This window comes from Telluria beijingensis (assembly GCF_030770395.1).
Lineage (GTDB): Bacteria > Pseudomonadota > Gammaproteobacteria > Burkholderiales > Burkholderiaceae_D > Telluria > Telluria beijingensis.
In genome coordinates, this window is the sequence record NZ_CP132480.1 from 2919556 (window position 1) to 2937771 (window position 18216).

The window sequence follows — 18216 nt, forward strand, 5'->3', positions numbered from 1 at the left end:
GGTGGGATAAAACAGGCATGCCGGCTTGCTCGCTCAAATCCCCAACTGCCCCCAGATCTCGTCGATCTTCTTCTTGACCGCCGGCTCCATCACGATCGGGGTGCCCCACTCGCGATTGGTTTCACCGGGCCATTTATTAGTGGCATCGATCCCCATCTTGCTGCCCAGGCCACTGATCGGCGAGGCGAAGTCGAGGTAGTCGATCGGAGTATTGTCGACCATCACCGTGTCGCGGGTCGGGTCGACGCGGGTCGTGATGGCCCAGATCACTTCTTTCCAGTCGCGCACGTCGACGTCTTCGTCGACCACGACGATGAACTTCGTATACATGAACTGGCGCAAGAAACTCCACACGCCGAACATCACCCGCTTGGCGTGGCCGGCGTACTGCTTCTTCATCTGCACTACCGCCATGCGGTAGCTGCAGCCTTCCGGCGGCAGGTAGAAGTCGGTGATTTCGGTGAACTGCTTCTGCAGCAGAGGAATGAAGACTTCGTTGAGCGCCACGCCCAGCACGGCCGGCTCGTCCGGCGGCTTGCCGGTATAGGTCGAGTGATAGATCGGGTCGCGCCGCATCGTGATGCGGTCGATCGTGAACACCGGGAAACTATCCTGTTCATTATAGTAGCCGGTGTGGTCGCCATACGGCCCCTCGAGCGCATGCTCGAAGCCCGACGGGTGGTTTTCATCCGGATGGATATGCCCTTCGAGCACGATCTCGGCCGACGCTGGAACCCTTAATTCACTACCGATGGCCTTGGTCAGCGCCGTGCGGCTGCCACGCAGCAGGCCGGCGAACTGGTATTCGGACAGGGTGTCCGGCACCGGCGTGACGGCGCCCAGGATGGTGGCCGGGTCGGCGCCCAGCGCCACCGCGATCGGATACGGCTGCCCCGGATTGGCCAGCGCGTGCTCGCGGAAATCGAGGGCGCCGCCGCGGTGCGCCAGCCAGCGCATGATCACTTTGTTCGGCCCCAGCACCTGCTGGCGGTAGATGCCCAGGTTCTGGCGCTTCTTGTTCGGCCCCTTGGTGATGACCAGGCCCCAGGTGATCAGGGGCGCGACATCGCCCGGCCAGCAGTGCTGGATCGGCAGGCGGCCGAGGTCGACGTCCTTGCCCTCCCACACGATTTCCTGGCAGGGGGCGCCCTTCACTTCCTTCGGCGCCATGTCCCACACCGCCTTGACGAGCGAGCCCATGCCCATGATGTCCTTGAATCCCTTGGGCGGCTCGGGTTCCTTCAGGCGCGCCAGCACGTGGCCAATCTGGCGCAGCTCGCCCAGGTCGTCGGCGCCCATGCCCAGCGCCACCCGGCGCGGGGTGCCGAACAGGTTGCCGAGGACGGGGATCGTGTGCCCGCTCGGCTGGCTGAACAGCAATGCGGGGCCGGCGGCGCGCAGGGTGCGGTCGCAGACTTCGGTCATTTCGAGGTGGGGCGATACCGGAATGTCAACACGTTTGAGCTCGCCCATGCGTTCGAGCTGGGCCATAAAATCACGCAAGTCTGTATATTTCATCAAGTTTTGTGCATTTCTTCGATTGCAGAACGTAAGTGAGAGGGTGGTGCCAAGTGATTGATTCGTCAAGTGTTTCCATTTGGAAGGCGACCTCATCAGAACCAAAAGTAATAAGGATCGAGCGTGCTAGGGTTGACTTGATATAAGGTCCACCCCTACAATCCGTCCTACTTGATGAGACGGCCTTACCTTTTTTGACACAATTTTAGCTGTTCTCATGCATTCACGGGGTCGGGGCCCCATATGACATTTTAAGGAGTGTTTTCTCTTGGGCGTCTGCCCAAACCCCCGAGACAGTTGTTGAGCCACTGGTCCCTGCCCTCCGGGTTAGCAGCCAGCTGAAGCAAAGCAATGACGGCGTTAGTCGGCCGCGTCGCGGCGACAAACGATTTTCTGATGCACGGCAAAAGTCCATCCACCGTATCGCTCCGAGCGAGACGACGGGATCCTTTTTGCCGCGACAAGGGGAAAATTCGATGTTTCATCGTTTGGTCACGAGCGCAAGGCTCGTGCAATCCATGGCGAGCCAGCCAATCACGTGGTCTTCCGTGAGCAAAACGGCAAGCGGACTCTTGAAAACCGCACGCACTACCCTGACCGTGTTCGGTCTGACCGCAGTCGCCATGCTGGCGCTGCTGTATACCAATGACAGTTTCGCCAAGCGCGTCTCTGAGATGCTGCATCCGCAGCCAGTCACCGTCGCCGCCGTACCGGTGGCGCCTGTCGTCGCGTCGACGCCGAAGGCCGTGGTCGAGGCGGTTGCCGTCGAAACGACGCACTTGCGCGATTCGCATGCGATGCTGGGAGATAGCAAGCAGCAGCAGTACGTGACCAAGTGGCTGTCCAAGCGTTATCGCGTAGCCGGCGACGCCGCCAATATGCTGGTCTCGACCGCTTATCTGACGGCGCATGAGCTCAAGCTCGACCCACTGCTGATCCTGGCCGTGATGGCGATCGAATCGGGCCTGAACCCGTTCGCCGAAAGCGCGATGGGCGCCAAGGGCCTGATGCAGGTCATGGCAAAGGTCCATCACGACAAGTTCGAGGACGTCGGAGGCCCGCAGGCGGCCCTGAATCCGGTCGCCAACATCCGTGTCGGCGCCCTGATCCTGAAGGATTACGTCAAGCGCACCGGTTCGATCGAAGGCGGCCTGAAGACCTATGTCGGCGCGGCCGACCTGGAAACCGATTCGGGCTACGGCAACAAGGTGCTGGCCGAGTACAAGCTGCTCAAGAAAGTCTCGAAAGGCCAGAACGTTCCCGTGCGCACCCCGCGCGTGGCGCCGGCGCCAGCCACGATCATGACCGCCAAGCAGACCGAGACCGACACGGCCAAGCCTGAGGCGAAGCCGATGCAGGAGACCACCACCGTGTCCACTACCGGCGCGAAGGTGCCGAACGTGGAGCCGCTGGCAGGGCTGTAATCGTCGCGAGGAAGTCCTTAAGCCACCGCTGCGGCGGTGGCTTTCTTGCATGTGCGCGCACCACTACATATATATAGACACGGAAACCGCCCAACAAAAAAGCCACCGGCTCGCGCACGGTGGCTTTTTTATTGCAACTGAACCCGCCGATCAACGACGCTCGTTCGCCGCCACTTCGTCCGGCCGCAGCTTCGACGCCAGCTTGTCCAGCACGCCATTGACGTACTTGTGCCCATCGATCCCGCCGAACGACTTGGTCAATTCGACCGCCTCGTTGATCACGACCCGGTACGGGATCTCGGGATGATTCTTCAGCTCGTAGGCGCCCAGCAGCAGCACCGCGTGCTCGATCGGCGACAGCTCGCCGATGGCGCGGTCGATCAGCGGGGCGATCGCCTCGCGCAGCTCGATCGAGGTGCTGATCGCGCCATTGAGCAGCGCCGAGAAGAACTCGCTGTCGGCCTTGTCGAAACCGTGGGCGCCGCGGATATTGGTCGCCACGACCCGTGCCGATTCATTATTCAGCAGCCATTGATACAGACCCTGGAGCGCGAACTCGCGCGCGCGGTGGCGCGGCGTGCGGTTCTTGCTGGGGTTGGCGTGCGTGCTCTTGTCAGTCATTGTGTTCTTGCCTTTACTGTTATTCGTCCTCTGGCACCAGCTCGTCCAGCGCCATCAGGAGGTTGGCCATCTCGACCGCGACGCGCGCGGCGTCGCCGCCCTTCTCGGCCATGCGGACTTCGGCCTGCTCGTCGTTCTCGGTGGTCAGGATCGCGTTGGCGATCGGAATGCCGTAGTCGAGGCCGATGCGGGTGATGCCGGCGCCCGATTCGTTCGACACCAGCTCGAAGTGGTAGGTTTCGCCGCGGATTACGGCGCCCAGCGCGATCAGCGCGTCGAACTGTTCGGTGACGGCCATGCGCTGCAGCGCCAGCGGCACTTCGAGCGCACCCGGCACGGTCACGTGCAGGATGTCTTCGTCGGCCACGCCCAGGCGCTTGAGTTCGGCCAGGCAGGACGACAGCAGGCCGTGGCCGACGTCGGCGTTGAAACGGGCCTGCACGATACCGATGCGCAGGTCTTCGCCCTGCAGATTGCTTTCAAAAGTTCCTACCGTCATGGCTGACCTCTTTGTATTCCGTGTTGGTTGATTGGGTGCTTCAGGCTTCGGGACGCGGCACGTAGCCCGTGACTTCCAGGTCGAAACCGGTCATCGACGGCATCTTGCGCGGATTGGCCAGCAGCTGCATCTTGCCCACGCCCAGGGCGCGCAGGATCTGGGCGCCGATGCCGTAGGTGCGCAAGTCCATCGACGCGGCGCGGGCGCCAGCGCGGTTCGCCTTGCCGTCCTGCGGCGCCAGTTGGGCGAACAGTTGATCGGCGCTTTCGCCGCAATTGAGCAGCACGATCACGCCGGCGTCGCTGGCCTTGATGGTCTTCATGGCCGACGCCATGTCCCAGGAGTGGGTGGTGGCGCGGTTCTCGAGCAGGTCGAGGATCGACACCGGCTGGTGCACGCGCACCAGCGCTTCTTTCTCGGGCGACAGCTCGCCATGGACCAGGGCCAGGTGGGCCGAGCCGCTCGGCGCGTCGCGGAAGGCGACCAGCTGGAATTCGCCGGCCTCGGTCGAGAGCGTGCGCTCGGCAACGCGCTCGACCAGGCATTCGTTCTGGCTGCGGTAGTGGATCAGGTCGGCGATGGTGCCGATCTTGAGGTTGTGTTCTTTGGCGAACTCGACCAGGTCGGGCAGGCGCGCCATGGTGCCGTCTTCCTTGATGATCTCGCAGATCACCGAGGCCGGGGTCAGGCCCGCCATGTGGGTCAGGTCGCAACCCGCTTCGGTATGCCCGGCGCGCATCAGGACGCCGCCCTTCTGGGCGCGCAGCGGGAAGATATGGCCCGGCTGCACCAGGTCGTCCGGGGTCGTGCCCTTGTTCACCGCCACCTGGATGGTGCGCGCGCGGTCGGCCGCCGAGATGCCGGTGGTGACGCCTTCGGCCGCTTCGATCGACACGGTAAAGTTGGTGCCGAACGAGGTGCCGTTACGGGATGTCATCATCGGCAGCGCCAGGCGGTCGCAGATTTCTTCGGACAGGGTCAGGCAGACCAGGCCGCGCGCATGGCGGATCATGAAGTTGATCGCCTCGGGCGTGACGAAGTCGGCTGCAAGCACGAGGTCGCCTTCGTTCTCGCGATCTTCTTCGTCGACCAGGATGACCATGCGGCCGGCACGAAGTTCGGCAACGATGTCCTCGGTGCTGGAAATAGACATACGGGATTCCTTGAAACGGGAGGGTTATGCGTAATCCGCTATTTTAATGGATTTACAGACGTTCAACCGCATTCCCCCCTTGCCTATCCCCAAATCGGCAGCACAGCCACGCCGGGACGTCAACCAGCGTTACGATTGAGCAACAACTAATGATTTTGCGGCTTTAAATTGCTAAGCTCAATGTTTTTGCGTGCAGCACCGCACTGTGCCCGGGCCAAGCTGGATTATGATAATGACATCTTTGCCGCATTCGTCGAGGCGATGCTGCTGTAATTTTTCGGAGTCGCCATGCCGGTAGTCCTCCCAATCGGTCATCGAGACGCCGCATACTGCGGCAGGCGTCGCTGATGGCTACGATCCTGATCGTCGATGACCGTCCCAGCAACCGCAGCTACCTGTCGGCCCTGCTCGGCTATACCGACCACCGGATGCTCGAGGCCGAGGACGGCGCCCAGGCGCTGGCCATCACGCGCGCCGAACGGCCCGACCTGATCATCACCGACATCCTGATGCCGACCATGGACGGCTACGAGTTCGTCCAGCAGTTGCGCGCCGATCCCGCGCTGCGCGCGACCCGCGTCATCTTCTTCTCGGCCGTGTATTCGGAGCGCGAGACGCTGGCGATGGCGGCGCGCTGCGGCGTGACCACGGTGCTGGGCAAACCGGCCGAGCCGCAACGCATCCTCGAAGCCGTCGCCGCCGAGCTGGGCGTGGCGCGCGGGGCGCCGGCGCCCAGCCTGCCGCTGGACGAAGAGCGCGACCTGCCGTTCGACCTCTGCGCGCGCCTGTCCGAACTCGAACGCATGTGCATGATGCTGGTGGGCGAGCGCCGCGTCGAGGCCCTGGCCTGCGCCTTCGTCGACGCCGCGCGGCGCGTGCTCAATGCCGACTGCGTCGCCCTGTGCCTGCTGGCCAGCACCGAACGCACGGTGCGCCACCTGTGCACGCACGGTGTCGACGGCGGCCTGCTCGAAGACTATGCGCTGCGCGAGAAGGAACTGCCCGGCGTGCTGCTGCGCGCCCGCGCGCCGCTGCGCCTGGATGGCGACGACGCCCTGCTGGCCACCCTGCCCCAGCACCACCCGGAAGTCGGCCACCTGCTCGGCCTGCAGGTGCACGACCTGCAGCATCCGCTCGGCTGGCTGTATTGCACCCGGCGCGTCGGCGCGGCGCCGTTCTCGGACGAGGAAGAACGCTGGGCCACGGCGCTGGCGGCCCAGCTGGCGGTGGCCTATGAAAACCTGAACCTGTACGAAGTCGTGCAGCGCCATGCGGCCCAGTTGCAGCTCGAGGCCATCGCGCGCGCCGACACCGACGCCGCCCTGCGCGACAGCGAGCACCGGCTGGAACTGGCGCGCCAGGTGTTCGACAGCACGCAGGAGGCGATCCTGATGACCGACGCCGACGCGCGCATCGTGGCCGTCAATCCGGCCTTCGAAGAGATCACCGGCTTCCTCGAATCCGAGGTGGTCGGCCGCAGCCCCTCGATGCTGCGCTCGGGCCGCCACGATCCCGGCTTCTACCGCGCGATGTGGGAGTGCCTGGAAAAGGACGGCCAGTGGCGCGGCGAGGTCTGGAACCGCCGCAAGAACGGCGAGATCTACCCCGAGCGCACCAGCCTGAGCGTGGTGCGCAACGACGCCGGCGAGATCACCGCCTATGTCTCGGTGTCGACCGACCTGTCGGCCCTGAAGGCGGCCCACCACCAGCTCGATTTCCTGGCCAACCACGACGCACTGACCCTGCTGCCGAACCGCTCGCTGTTCAACGACCGCATGCAGCAGGCGCTGGCCGCGGCGCGCCAGGACGCCAGCCAGGTGGCCCTGCTGCTGTTCAACGTCGACCGCCTGTCGCGCATCAACGATAGCCTCGGCCACGCGGCCGGCGACGCCGTGCTGCGCGAAGTCGCGCGCCGCGCCAGCGAGGTGGCCGGCCCGACCGACACCGTGGCGCGCCTGTCGGGCGACGAATTCGTGCTGCTCCTGACCAGCTTCGACGACACCGACGACGTGATCTACACGGCCCAGCGCCTGATCGACGCCATGTCCCAGCCACACCCGGTGGATGGGCACGACGTGGTGGTCACCGGCAGCATCGGGATCAGCGTCTACCCGCGCGACGGCGACGCACCGGGCGACCTGCTCAAGGCGGCCGACGCCGCGCTGACCCACGTGAAGGATTCGGGCCGCAACGGCTTCCGGTTCTTCAAGGGCGAGATGAACGCCGAGGCGCTGCGCTGGCTGGCGCTGGAAACGCGCCTGCGGCGCGCGATCGAGCGCGACGAACTGTCGCTGCACTACCAGCCGCAGGTCTCGCTGACCGATGGCCGCGTGGTCGGCATGGAAGCCCTGCTGCGCTGGCGCAGCGAAGAAATCGGCCCGGTCTCGCCCGCCGACTTCATCCCTCTGGCCGAGGACACGGGCCTGATCCACCCGATCGGCGAATGGGTGATCCGCCAGGCCTGCCGCCAGAACAAGGCCTGGCAAGACGCCGGCCTGGCGCCGGTGCGGGTCGCGGTGAATGTTTCGGCCAGCCAGTTCAAGGCCGGCACCGTGGCGCAAGTCGTGCGCGCCGCCCTGCAGGACAGTGGCCTGGCCCCGCGCTGGCTCGAGGTCGAACTGACCGAGAGCGTGATGCTGGGCGACAGCGCGGCGGCCGAGGCGCAAATGGCCGAACTGCGCGCGCTGGGGGTATCGCTGTCGCTGGACGACTTCGGCACCGGCTACTCGTCGCTCGGCTACCTGTCGCGCTTCCCGCTCGACAAACTCAAGATCGACCAGACCTTCGTGCGCAATATCGCCACCGAACAGCGCAGCGCCGCCATCGCCCAGGCCACCATTGCCCTGGCCCAGGGCCTGTCGCTGGCGGTGGTCGCCGAAGGGGTGGAAACGGTCGGCCAGCGCGATTTTCTCGGCTCCCTCGGCTGTGACGTATTGCAGGGCTATCTGTACGGGCGGCCGATGCCGGCCGACGAGATGGCCCGGCTGCTGGCGACGGGGCGGGTGGTCCTTTAGGCCAATCTTAAGCTCAGCCGTGCCCGCCCTTGCGCCATGTAGAATGCAATCAACAAGTCATCCGGAAACTACTGAATGAGCAACAACTTCACGCGCGGCCTGCCCTTGCTGGTATTGGCCGCGGCCCTGGGACTGTCCCCGCTGGCGCATGGCGCGCCGCAGGCAGGCCAGGCGCAGGAGCAGTTACCAGCGCTGCAGATGGATGCGCCGATCCCGGTCGGCCCGCAGGTCAAGGTCGGCAAGCTCGATAACGGCCTGACCTATTACATCCAGCGCAATGCGCGCCCCGAACGCAAGCTCGAACTGCGCCTGGTGGTCAAGGCCGGCTCGATCCTCGAAGACGAAGACCAGCGCGGCCTGGCCCACTTCGTCGAGCACATGGCCTTCAACGGCACCACCAACTTCCGCAAGCACGAGCTGGTGTCCTACCTGCAGTCGATCGGCGTGGGCTTCGGCGCCGACCTGAACGCGTACACCTCGTTCGACGAGACCGTCTACATCCTCCCCATCCCGACCGACAAGCCCGAGAACGTGACCAAGGCGTTCCAGGTGCTCGAGGACTGGGCCCACGGCGTGCGCTTCGACGACGACGCGATCGAGAAGGAACGCGGCATCGTGCTGGAAGAGCTCCGCCTGGGCAAGGGCGCTTCGGACCGCATGGGCAAGCAGATCTATCCGCGCCTGTTCAATGGCTCGAAGTATGCCGAACGGCTGCCGATCGGCCGTGAAGACGTGTTAAGGAATTTCAAGCCCGACGCCCTGAAGCGCTTCTACCGCGACTGGTACCGCCCCGACCTGATGGCGGTGGTGGTGGTCGGCGACGTCGATCCGGCGCGCGCCGAGCGCCTGGTGAAGCAGCATTTTGCGCGCCTGAAAAACCCGGCCAATCCGCGCCCGCGCGAGTACGCCACGATTCCCGCGCGCGCCGACACCGAGGCGCTGGTCGTGACGGACCCGGAAGCCAATGGCAACGCGGTATTGATCCGCTATCCGGTGCAGCCAGTGCGCGAACTGGGCACCATCGGCGCCTACCGCGAAGAGCTGGTGCAGTCGCTGTTCGGCACCATGCTCAACCAGCGCCTGGCGGAACTGTCGCAGTTGCCGGACGCGCCCTACCTGGGCGCCAGCAGCTCGCTGGGCAAGCTGACCCCGCGCTACCATTCGTACAATTCGTCGGCCGCCATCGGCCCGCGCGGCGCCCTGCCGGCGATCGCGGCACTGGTCCAGGAAAACGAGCGCGCGCGCCAGCACGGCTTCGGCGAACAGGAACTCGAGCGGGCCAAGAAGAACCTGATGCGCAGCTACGAGCAGGCCTGGCTCGAGCGCGCCAAGAGCGATTCGGGCAGCTACGCCGCCGAATACATCCGCAACTTCCTGCAGGACGAAGCCATTCCCGGCATCGAGACCGAGTACCGCTATGTGCAGCAGCTGGTGCCGGGCATTTCGCTCGACGAGATGAATGGCTATGCGCGCCGCACCATCCCGGCGGATTCGGGCAAGCTGGTGCTGTACACCGGCGTCGGCAAGCCGAATGCGCCCGACGCCCCGACCGGCGAGCAACTGCTGGCGGCGGTCAGCGAGGCCGCGCGCAAGCCGGTCGAACGGCAGGACGAAAAACTGCTGGCGACGCGCCTGATGGAGCGGCCGGCGCAGCCGGGCAAGATCACGTCGGAGCAGCACGACAAGGCGCTGGGCCTGACCCGCCTGACCCTGTCGAACGGCGTCAAGGTGATCCTGAAGCCCACGGACTTCCGCAACGACCAGGTGATGCTGAGCGCGGCCCGTCCGGGCGGCCAGAGCCTGTTCCCCGACCAGGACATCCTCAACGCGCGCTTCTCGAACGCGATCGTGGCCAGCATGGGCACGCGCGATTTCACCCCGCTCGACATGCGCAAGATCCTGGCCGGCAAGGCGGCCACCGTGACCGTAGGCCTGGGCAGCTATACCGACGTGATCGCGGGCGCCTCGGGCGCCACCGACGTCGAGACCATGCTGCAGCTGCTGTGGCTGAAGTTCGCCGAGGTGCGCCGCGACGAGGATTTGTTCCACGCCTATATCGACAAGCAGGCCGAGATCGCGCGCAACCAGAGCAGCCTGCCGGGCCGCTACTTCAACGACGCGCTGGTCTCGGCGCTGTACAACAACCACCCGCGGGCGCCGCGCACGCTGGACGCCGCCGAATACGCCAGGATCGACCTCGATCGCAGCATCGACATCTTCCGCCAGCGCTTCTCGAGCGCCAAGGACCTGACTTTCATTTTGGTCGGCAGCTTCGACGAACAGAAGATCCGGCCGCTGCTGGCGACCTATCTCGGCACCCTGCCGACGCCGGACATCCCGGTCGCCTTCCGCGACGTCGGCCTGCGCCCGGCGACCGGCATCGTCAAGCGCGAGGTGCGCAGCGGCTCCGAGCCGAAGAGCACGATCGCGCTCAACTTCACCGGCCCGGCCGAGTTCTCGGACGCCGAGCAGCTGCGCCTGTCGGCGCTGATCGAAGTGACGAACCTGCGCATCATCGAGGTGCTGCGTGAAAAGATGGCGATGATCTATGGCGGCGGCGCCAGCGGCACGCTGAGCAAGATCCCGTACGGGAACTACTCGGTCGGCATCAGCCTGCCGACCGGGCCGGAACACGTGGACAAGGTGATCGCCGCGACCTTCGCCGAGATCGCGCGGCTACAGGAAAAAGGCCCGGACGCGGCCGAACTGGACAAGGTGAAGACCGGCTGGATCCAGAACCACCGGCGCTCGCTGCGCGAGAATGGCTACTGGGTGGCGAACCTGCAGTCGGCGCTGACCGAAGGGACCGATCCGGCCGCGATTCTTTCCGTCGAAAAGCAGGTGCAGGCCCTGACGGCCGACGACATCAAGGCGGCGGCGCGGCGCTATTTCGACACGAAGAATTATGTGCAGGTGGTGCTCAATCCCGAGACGCAGGCCGCGGCCAAGGTGGCCAAGGCTGCCGGCAAGCCGGCGACCGGTTCTTGAGGCGAACCGCGATCAGTTTCAGCGCGCCGCCGACAGCATGCGCTCGACGTAGCGCGCGATCAGGTCGATCTCGAGGTTGACCTTCGCACCGGCCTTCAGGTGCTTGAGCGTGGTGACCTCGATCGTGTGCGGGATCAGGTTGATCGAGAAGCGGCACACCTTGTCGCCGTCGGCTTCCAGGTCGGCCACGCGGTTGACGGTCAGCGACACGCCATTGACCACCACCGAGCCTTTATAGGCCAAGAACTTGCCCAGCTCGTGGGGCGCGTCGATCACCAGCTCGAACGACTCGCCAACCGGCTCGAAGCTGTGCACCACGCCCAGGCCATCGACGTGGCCAGAGACCAGGTGGCCGCCCAGGCGTTCGGCCAGGGTCAGCGCCTTTTCCAGGTTCACTTCGCCGGTTTTTTCAAGGCCCACCGTTTTGTTCAAGCTCTCCCGCGAGACGTCGACCGTGAACGCCTTGTCGGTTTTCTCGACCACGGTCATGCAGGCGCCGTTGATGGCGATCGAGTCGCCCAGGGCGACGTCGAGCAGCGGCAACGGGCCGGCATCGACGACCAGGCGCACGCCGGCGTCCAGGCCACCGGCCAGCGGCGCGACGGAAGTGATGTTGCCGACGGCGGCGACGATTCCAGTAAACATAGTAATTCCTTCGTGTTGATGTCTTGTTCGGGGGTCAGGCGGCCGGTTCGACGAACCTGGCCAGGATGCGCAGGTCGTCGCCCACGCGCGCCACGTCGTGGAAGCGCAGCTGGCGGCGCTCGCCCAGTCGCTCGAGCGCGGGCAGGTCGAACATGCCCTGTCCCGGCCCGATGAGGCTTGGCGCCAGGTAGGCCAGCAATTCGTCGACGCAGCCTTCGCGCACCATCGAGGCGTTCAGCTTCGAACCCGCCTCGACGTGCACTTCATTGATCTCGCGCCGGCCCAGCTCGCGCATCAGGGCCGGCAGGTCGACCTTGCCATTGGCGTTCGGCAGCATGATCACTTCGTGGCCGGCGGCCTGCAAGGCGGCCGATTTGTCCTGGTGGTCGACGGCCGCCACGATCCAGCACGGCTCGCCCTGCAGGATGCGGGCATTCACATCGATGTCGAGGCGGCTGTCGACGATCACGCGGCGCGGCTGCAAGGGCGTGTCGATGCCGCGCACGGTCAGTTGCGGATCGTCGGCCTTGACGGTGCCGATGCCGGTGACGATCGCGCCGGCGCGGGCACGCCAGGCGTGGCCGTCGGCGCGCGCCGCTTCGCCGGTGATCCACTGGCTCTCGCCATTGGTGAGGGCCGTGGCGCCGTCCAGGCTCGCCGCGACCTTCAGGCGCACCCACGGCAGGCCGCGCACCATGCGCGAGAAGAAGCCGATATTCAGTTCTTGCGCGGCCTCGGCCAGCACGCCGGCCTTGACCTCGATGCCGGCGGCCTCCAGCTGGGCCAGGCCGCGGCCGGCCACCAGCGGATTCGGGTCGACCATGGCCGCCACCACCCGCCCCAGGCCGGCCCGCACCAGGGCATCGGAACACGGCGGCGTGCGGCCGTGGTGGCTGCACGGCTCCAGCGTGACGTAGGCGGTGGCGCCGCGCACGTCGTTGCCGCGCGCCGCGGCGTCGCGCAGCGCCTGGATCTCTGCATGGGCCTGGCCGGCGGGCTGGGTGTGGCCGGCGCCGATCACGATGCCGTCCCTGACGATCACGCAACCGATGCGCGGATTCGGCGCGGTGATGTACATGCCGCGCGCCGCCCAGTCCAGGGCCAGGGCCATGCCGTCGGTATCGTTCAGAATCAGTTCGCTGTACGCGCTCGTGTCCGTACTCATGCGGGTAGTTACCTTGTTTCAGGGCGGCGCCGCGGCGCCGTCGCACCCGTCTTCGCGGGCGGGATTGCACAGGCGCGCACGCCCGAGCATATTGATTTTAATACGGCGCACCTGTCCGCCGTGGAATAGCGACAGCGTGCCGAGGCGCGAGGCGGCGCCGTTGGTGTCGCTGCAGCTGCGTCCCGCGCCATTGTAGGCGATGTACTGCGGCGGCGCAGGGCTGGTGAAGGAATAGCTGACCTGCAAGCCTTCCGGCAGAGGCGCGTGCACGGCCAGGATTTCGTCGTCTTCGCCCGGGCGGCGGTCGTTGTCGCGGTCGACGTAGACGGTCCAGCCGCGCGACCAGTCGCGGCCCGCCTCGTCGTTGGGCGTGAGCTTGACCCGCTCGTTGCGCGCGATCGCCTGCGAACGGGTGAGCAGGATCGCGCCGTGCAGGTCGCCGGAGGCCGTGCGCAACTGCTGGCCGCGCAGCAGCTGGTGCAGATTGGGGGCGGCCACCGCCGCCGTCACCGCGACCATGCCCAGGACGACCACCAGCTCGGCCAGGGACAGGCCGGCGCAACGGCGCCGCTGTATTGCCAACTTCATGGCCAACAGCGTGGAGAGGGCCCGCTGGCCGTTTGCCGGCCGGTGCTGTCGAGCGTGAGTGTGCCGCAGTCAGGGTCGACGAATCCGGTGTCGACATTGGCCGTTCCGGGCCGGGCGCGCAATTCGATGCAGTGGGCGATGTCCTGGCCTGGGCAGGCATAACCATCCAGCTCGTAGGCGCTGGCGGCGGCGCTGCTGCCGCTCCAGGCCGGGAACGGACCGGCATCGCCGCTATCGCCATCCTCCGCCTCGATCGAGAACGCCAGGTAGGTATGGTGCAGGGCCCGGTGCTGTTCCTGGCGCTGCATCGTGTCCAGCAGCGCGAGCTGGGCTTCCAGTCGGCGCGCCTTGGCCATCTGGCGCGCATACGAGGGATAGGCGGTCGCCGCCAGGATGCCGAGGATGGCCAGCACGGCCAGCAACTCGACCAGCGTGAACCCGTGAGCGCGCCGTGTCATCGCCTGCCCTCCCCTGTCGTGGCGGTCGCCCCGGCGGCGGCCACCGTCTCGCTCCAGTCGCCCAGTTCGCGCCAGCCGACGCGCCGGCCCGGCAGGCCGCCCGGCGGCTTGCGGTAATAGGCCTGCAGCGCGGCGTGGGTACCGGGCAGGCTGCCGGCGCCGCGCGCCACGATCCGGTACAGCCGGCCTTCCGGCGATTCCGGCATCAATTCGATCAGGTAACGCGGCGCCTCGATGGGCAGCGCGCCTTCGCCCTCCGGCAGCATCGCCCCGGTGACGCTGCCGAACGCCAGCGCGGGCCCATCGTCGCCGGCCAGCAAGGCCGGCACCTGGTCCGGATCGGCCGCGAGCGCGCACAGACCCTGGTAGGGCCGGCCGCCGCCACAGCCGGCGACGAAGGCGTCGGCGCTGCCGCCGGCGATGGCGTTGGCGCGCGCCGAACCTGGCTCCGCGCCGCCTTCGATGTCGCGTTCGGCGTCCAGCAGCGCGGCGTCGGCCATCTGCAGCGCCAGCAGGCGGTCGCGTTCATGGGCGGCGGCGCGCGCGCCTTGCAGGGCGCCGCGGGTCGAGGCGATGCCGGTCATCAGCACCGCCAGCATCAGGATCAGGGCGGTCAGGAGCGCAATGCCGTCTTGCCGCTGCCGGCGCGGTGCTGGATACGAAGTCGCCATGCGCGCCTCACCTGGGATCAGGCGCCACCGGCAAAGCGACGGTCACGCCATACACCTTGCGCAGGCGGCGTCCGCGCCCATCGCTTGATTCGTCCAGCGTCGCCGCGTCCAGCCGCGTGCCAAGGTCGCCAGCGGCATAGGTGGCGCCGTGATCCGGCCCGAACAGGTCATACACCACCGCCTGCTGCGCGCCAGGATCGAGGCGCGGGCCGTGCAGCAGCAGCGCCACCCGCACCAGCGCCACCCGCTTCCAGTGCGTGCGCTTGCGCAGGTCGGCGGCCTGTTCGTCGGGCGTGGCGCCGGCCAGCACCAGCGCCGCATCGAGCGCCGCGATACCGGTCGCGTTCAGGTAACGCTCCGGGACGCCGTCGCCATCGGCATCCAGCCCATACAGCACCTGGAAACCGTCCACCCGCCCCGCCACCGCGTCCGACGACCAGTTGGTCGCGCCGCGGTACTTGCAGCGCAATTCGGCCTCGCCCTGGGCATTGCGCGCGACATAGAAGATGCTCCAGCCCTCCTCGTTGCGGTGCACCGGAAATCCGGCGCAATCGAGGGTCGCGCCATCGCCAGCGGGCGGTGCGCCGCTGCCGGGAAAGCGCAGGGCCAGCACGTCGCTGCCGTTGACTTCGTCGGGCAAGGGGCCGTCGATCCCGGGCACGGTGCGCGCGAGCGAGTGGGCATCGAGGCCCGCAATTCTCGCCGGCGCCGCCGGATCGGGCGCCGGATGCGCCGCCCAGTCGACGTGCGCCGCGAGCCGGATCGCGCGCGCCAGCGCATCGACGGCGTAGCGGCCGCCGTCGTCCATCTCGACCGAGTCCGTGACGGCGACATGCGCGCGCACGCTGCCGATCAGGAGCGCACCGGCCGCCAGCAGCACTGCCAGGCCGAGCGCCATCGCCACCATCAGCTCTGCGATCGTCAGGCCGGCCTGCCGTGTGCGAGAACGAACAATGCTCATCGCGCCACCAGCAGCACGTGAGCCGGCGCGTCGCCCGTGCCGTCCCAGCCGATCTTGATCGCCAGCGGCGCCCCCGCATCCCCACTGCACCCCCAGCGATAGCGGCCGTGCTCGGCGCTCCATGGCGCGTCGTCGCGACAGACGGCGATGCGCCCGCCCGGAAAACCGCGGTGCAGCGCCAGCCTCATCTCGTGCAGGTCGAAAGCCGCCAGCGCCAGCGGATCGCAGGCGCCCACGCCGAAGCAGGTGGCGCCACCCGCGGGCGGGCCATGGACGGCCGCGTCGTAGTCGAGCGCAAGATAGGGGTTGGCGCCGTCGGGCAGCCCGGCCACGTGGGCATTGGCCTGCATGCGCGCGGCCAGCGATGATGCCAGCTGGGCCGCCTCGGAACCCAGCGCCGCCTGCTGGCGCGTGCGCAGGGCGGCCAGTTGCGCGGCGCCGGCGCCGAGCACGCCGACGGCCAGCACGAACAAGGCCACCAGGACTTCGATCAGGGTGAAACCGCGCGCCTGCATATGACACCTCCGCTCACGCTGTGCGAGCAGAGAAGTTATCAGCCAGGGTGCATACCGCGCATGCGTCGGCGCAAGCGTGCGCCGGACGTAAAACGGAACTTGGAAGCGTGCTTAGTTGTCGAGCTTGCGCTGGTGGCCGACTTCGGCCAGCGCCGCCTGGAAGGAATCCAGGTCCTCGAAATTCTTGTAGACGGAGGCGAAGCGGATATACGCGATCTTGTCGAGGCGCTTGAGCTCTTCCATCACCAGCTCGCCCACATACACGCTGGCGACTTCGCGCCGGCCGCTGGTGAGCAGCTTTTCCTCGATCGAGGCGACGGCGGCGTCGATGGCCTCGGCCGCCACCGGGCGCTTGCGCAGCGCCAGCATCAGGCTGCCGCGCAGCTTGCTCGATGCGAATTCGGTGCGGCTGCCATTCTTCTTGACGATGATGGGCATCGACAGTTCGATGCGCTCATAGGTCGTGAAGCGCTTGTCGCACTTGCCGCAGCGGCGCCGGCGCCGGATGGCATCCCCTTCCTCGGATACGCGGGTATCGAGGACTTGCGTTTCTTCATGCTGGCAAAAGGGACATTTCATGGCGCCGGGGCTGCAGGTACAACATTGATACCGAGCGGGCCGGCGAACCGGCCCGCGTACATCGTAAAAATTAACGGGCGTAGACCGGGTACTTGTCGGTCAGCTTCTTGACTTCGCCCTTCACGCGCTCGATGGTCGCGGCGTCGTGCGGGTTGTCCAGCACGTCGGCGATCAGGTTGCCCACGGTGACCGCGTCTTCTTCCTTGAAGCCACGGGTGGTGAAGGCCGGGCTGCCCAGGCGGATGCCCGAGGTGACGAACGGTTTCTGTGGGTCGTTCGGGATGCCGTTCTTGTTGCAGGTCATGTGGGCCTGGCCCAGGATCGCTTCGGCTTCCTTGCCGGTCAGGCCCTTGGCGCGCAGGTCCACCAGCATCACGTGCGATTCGGTACGGCCCGACACGATGCGCAGGCCGCGCGCGATCAGGGTTTCAGCCAGTGCCTTGGCGTTCTTCACGACCTGCTGCTGATAGGTCTTGAACTCCGGCGACAGCGCTTCCTTGAACGCGACGGCTTTACCGGCGATCACGTGCATCAGCGGACCGCCCTGGATGCCGGGGAAGATCGCCGAGTTGATGGCTTTTTCGTGCTCGGCCTTCATCAGGATGATGCCACCGCGCGGGCCGCGCAGCGATTTGTGGGTGGTCGAGGTCACGAAGTCGGCGTGCGGCACCGGGTTCGGGTATTCGCCGGCGGCGATCAGGCCGGCGTAGTGGGCCATGTCGACCATGAAGTAGGCGCCGACATCCTTGGCCACCTTGGCGATGCGCTCGAAGTCGATACGCAGCGCGAATGCCGATGCGCCGGCGATGATCATCTTCGGCTTGTGCTCGTGTGCCTGTTTTTCCAGCGCTTCGTAGTCGATGTCTTCTTCAGGGGTCAGGCCGTACGAGACGACGTTGAACCATTTGCCCGACATGTTCAGCGACATGCCGTGGGTCAGGTGGCCGCCTTCGGCCAGCGACATGCCCATGATGGTGTCGCCCGGCTTGAGCATGGCGAAGAACACGCCCTGGTTGGCTTGCGAGCCCGAATTCGGCTGGACGTTGGCGGCTTCGGCGCCGAACAGTTCCTTGAGGCGGTCGATCGCCAGTTGTTCGGCGACGTCGACGTATTCGCAACCGCCATAGTAGCGCTTGCCTGGATAGCCTTCGGCGTACTTGTTGGTCAGCTGCGAGCCCTGCGCTTCCATCACGGCCGGCGAGGTGTAGTTCTCGGAGGCGATCAGCTCGATGTGGTCTTGCTGGCGAACGTTTTCTTTTTGGATTGCATCCCACAGTTCCGGGTCGATATTGGCGAGCGTATGGTCTTTGGCAAACATGTAAAACTCCAATCGATAGTATTCCAGGCAACTGATCGTGCCGAATCGGGTGCGGGAGCGGGCCGTATGGACGGGCGCAGGCAACCGCGATCGACGCGT

General features: G+C 66.4%; 16 protein-coding genes. 3 read left to right on the forward strand and 13 right to left on the reverse strand.

The features are described from left to right. Positions 1-33: 33 nt before the first annotated feature. On the reverse strand, positions 34-1518 hold the full coding sequence (gene ubiD, locus Q9246_RS12930) for a 4-hydroxy-3-polyprenylbenzoate decarboxylase (RefSeq protein WP_306397948.1): 1485 nt from the start codon (positions 1516-1518) through the stop codon (positions 34-36). A 518-nt stretch (positions 1519-2036) separates the two neighbouring features. Between ubiD and Q9246_RS12935 the strand changes: the two genes are divergently transcribed. Then, positions 2037-2942 carry a transglycosylase SLT domain-containing protein gene (locus tag Q9246_RS12935; RefSeq protein ID WP_422802370.1) on the forward strand — a complete coding sequence of 302 codons (906 nt, stop codon included), beginning with the start codon at positions 2037-2039 and terminating at the stop codon, positions 2940-2942. Positions 2943-3092: 150 nt separating this feature from the next. On the opposite strand, the gene nusB is transcribed toward Q9246_RS12935, so the two are convergent. The 3 genes from nusB to ribBA are packed head-to-tail and all read right to left on the reverse strand — an operon-like array spanning position 3093 to position 5215. Further along, complete coding sequence (gene nusB, locus Q9246_RS12940; RefSeq protein WP_306397950.1) at positions 3093-3563, reverse strand: transcription antitermination factor NusB; 471 nt, start codon at positions 3561-3563, stop codon at positions 3093-3095. A 19-nt stretch (positions 3564-3582) separates the two neighbouring features. Next, positions 3583-4062: a 6,7-dimethyl-8-ribityllumazine synthase gene (gene ribH, locus Q9246_RS12945; RefSeq protein WP_306397951.1), complete on the reverse strand. Its 480-nt coding sequence runs from the start codon at positions 4060-4062 to the stop codon at positions 3583-3585. Positions 4063-4102: 40 nt separating this feature from the next. After that, entirely contained in the window at positions 4103-5215 is a 1113-nt protein-coding gene (ribBA, locus tag Q9246_RS12950) for a bifunctional 3,4-dihydroxy-2-butanone-4-phosphate synthase/GTP cyclohydrolase II (RefSeq protein WP_306397952.1), read from the reverse strand. Positions 5216-5562: 347 nt separating this feature from the next. On the opposite strand from ribBA, the gene Q9246_RS12955 reads away from it, so the two are divergent. Then, positions 5563-8229 (forward strand): two-component system response regulator, encoded by a 2667-nt coding sequence (locus Q9246_RS12955; RefSeq protein WP_306397953.1) that lies wholly within the window; start codon positions 5563-5565, stop codon positions 8227-8229. A gap of 75 nt (positions 8230-8304) precedes the next feature. Next, the gene (locus Q9246_RS12960) at positions 8305-11217 is read left to right on the forward strand and encodes a M16 family metallopeptidase (RefSeq protein ID WP_306397954.1); all 2913 of its coding nucleotides are present in this window, start codon (positions 8305-8307) and stop codon (positions 11215-11217) included. 18 nt (positions 11218-11235) lie between these two features. On the opposite strand, the gene Q9246_RS12965 is transcribed toward Q9246_RS12960, so the two are convergent. The 9 genes from Q9246_RS12965 to glyA form a co-directional block, all read right to left on the reverse strand. Further along, positions 11236-11862 carry a riboflavin synthase gene (locus tag Q9246_RS12965; protein ID WP_306397955.1) on the reverse strand — a complete coding sequence of 209 codons (627 nt, stop codon included), beginning with the start codon at positions 11860-11862 and terminating at the stop codon, positions 11236-11238. Between the two features lie 34 nt (positions 11863-11896). Then, the gene (ribD, locus tag Q9246_RS12970) at positions 11897-13027 is read right to left on the reverse strand and encodes a bifunctional diaminohydroxyphosphoribosylaminopyrimidine deaminase/5-amino-6-(5-phosphoribosylamino)uracil reductase RibD (RefSeq protein ID WP_306397956.1); all 1131 of its coding nucleotides are present in this window, start codon (positions 13025-13027) and stop codon (positions 11897-11899) included. 18 nt (positions 13028-13045) lie between these two features. Then, complete coding sequence (locus Q9246_RS12975) at positions 13046-13615, reverse strand: GspH/FimT family pseudopilin (protein ID WP_306397957.1); 570 nt, start codon at positions 13613-13615, stop codon at positions 13046-13048. Further along, the gene (locus tag Q9246_RS12980) at positions 13612-14073 is read right to left on the reverse strand and encodes a type IV pilin protein (RefSeq protein WP_306397958.1); all 462 of its coding nucleotides are present in this window, start codon (positions 14071-14073) and stop codon (positions 13612-13614) included. Before Q9246_RS12980 ends, Q9246_RS12975 begins: the two co-directional genes overlap by 4 nt. Continuing rightward, a complete protein-coding gene (locus tag Q9246_RS12985; protein WP_306397959.1) occupies positions 14070-14744 on the reverse strand; it encodes a pilus assembly PilX family protein in 675 nt (224 codons plus the stop codon). Before Q9246_RS12985 ends, Q9246_RS12980 begins: the two co-directional genes overlap by 4 nt. Before the next feature lie 7 nt (positions 14745-14751). Then, the gene (locus tag Q9246_RS12990; RefSeq protein WP_306397960.1) at positions 14752-15705 is read right to left on the reverse strand and encodes a PilW family protein; all 954 of its coding nucleotides are present in this window, start codon (positions 15703-15705) and stop codon (positions 14752-14754) included. Beyond that, positions 15702-16220: a type IV pilus modification protein PilV gene (gene pilV / locus Q9246_RS12995; RefSeq protein WP_306397961.1), complete on the reverse strand. Its 519-nt coding sequence runs from the start codon at positions 16218-16220 to the stop codon at positions 15702-15704. Before pilV ends, Q9246_RS12990 begins: the two co-directional genes overlap by 4 nt. Before the next feature lie 111 nt (positions 16221-16331). Continuing rightward, a complete protein-coding gene (nrdR, locus tag Q9246_RS13000; RefSeq protein WP_306397962.1) occupies positions 16332-16799 on the reverse strand; it encodes a transcriptional regulator NrdR in 468 nt (155 codons plus the stop codon). Between the two features lie 70 nt (positions 16800-16869). After that, positions 16870-18117 carry a serine hydroxymethyltransferase gene (glyA, locus tag Q9246_RS13005; protein ID WP_306397963.1) on the reverse strand — a complete coding sequence of 416 codons (1248 nt, stop codon included), beginning with the start codon at positions 18115-18117 and terminating at the stop codon, positions 16870-16872. Between the last annotated feature and the right edge of the window lie 99 nt (positions 18118-18216).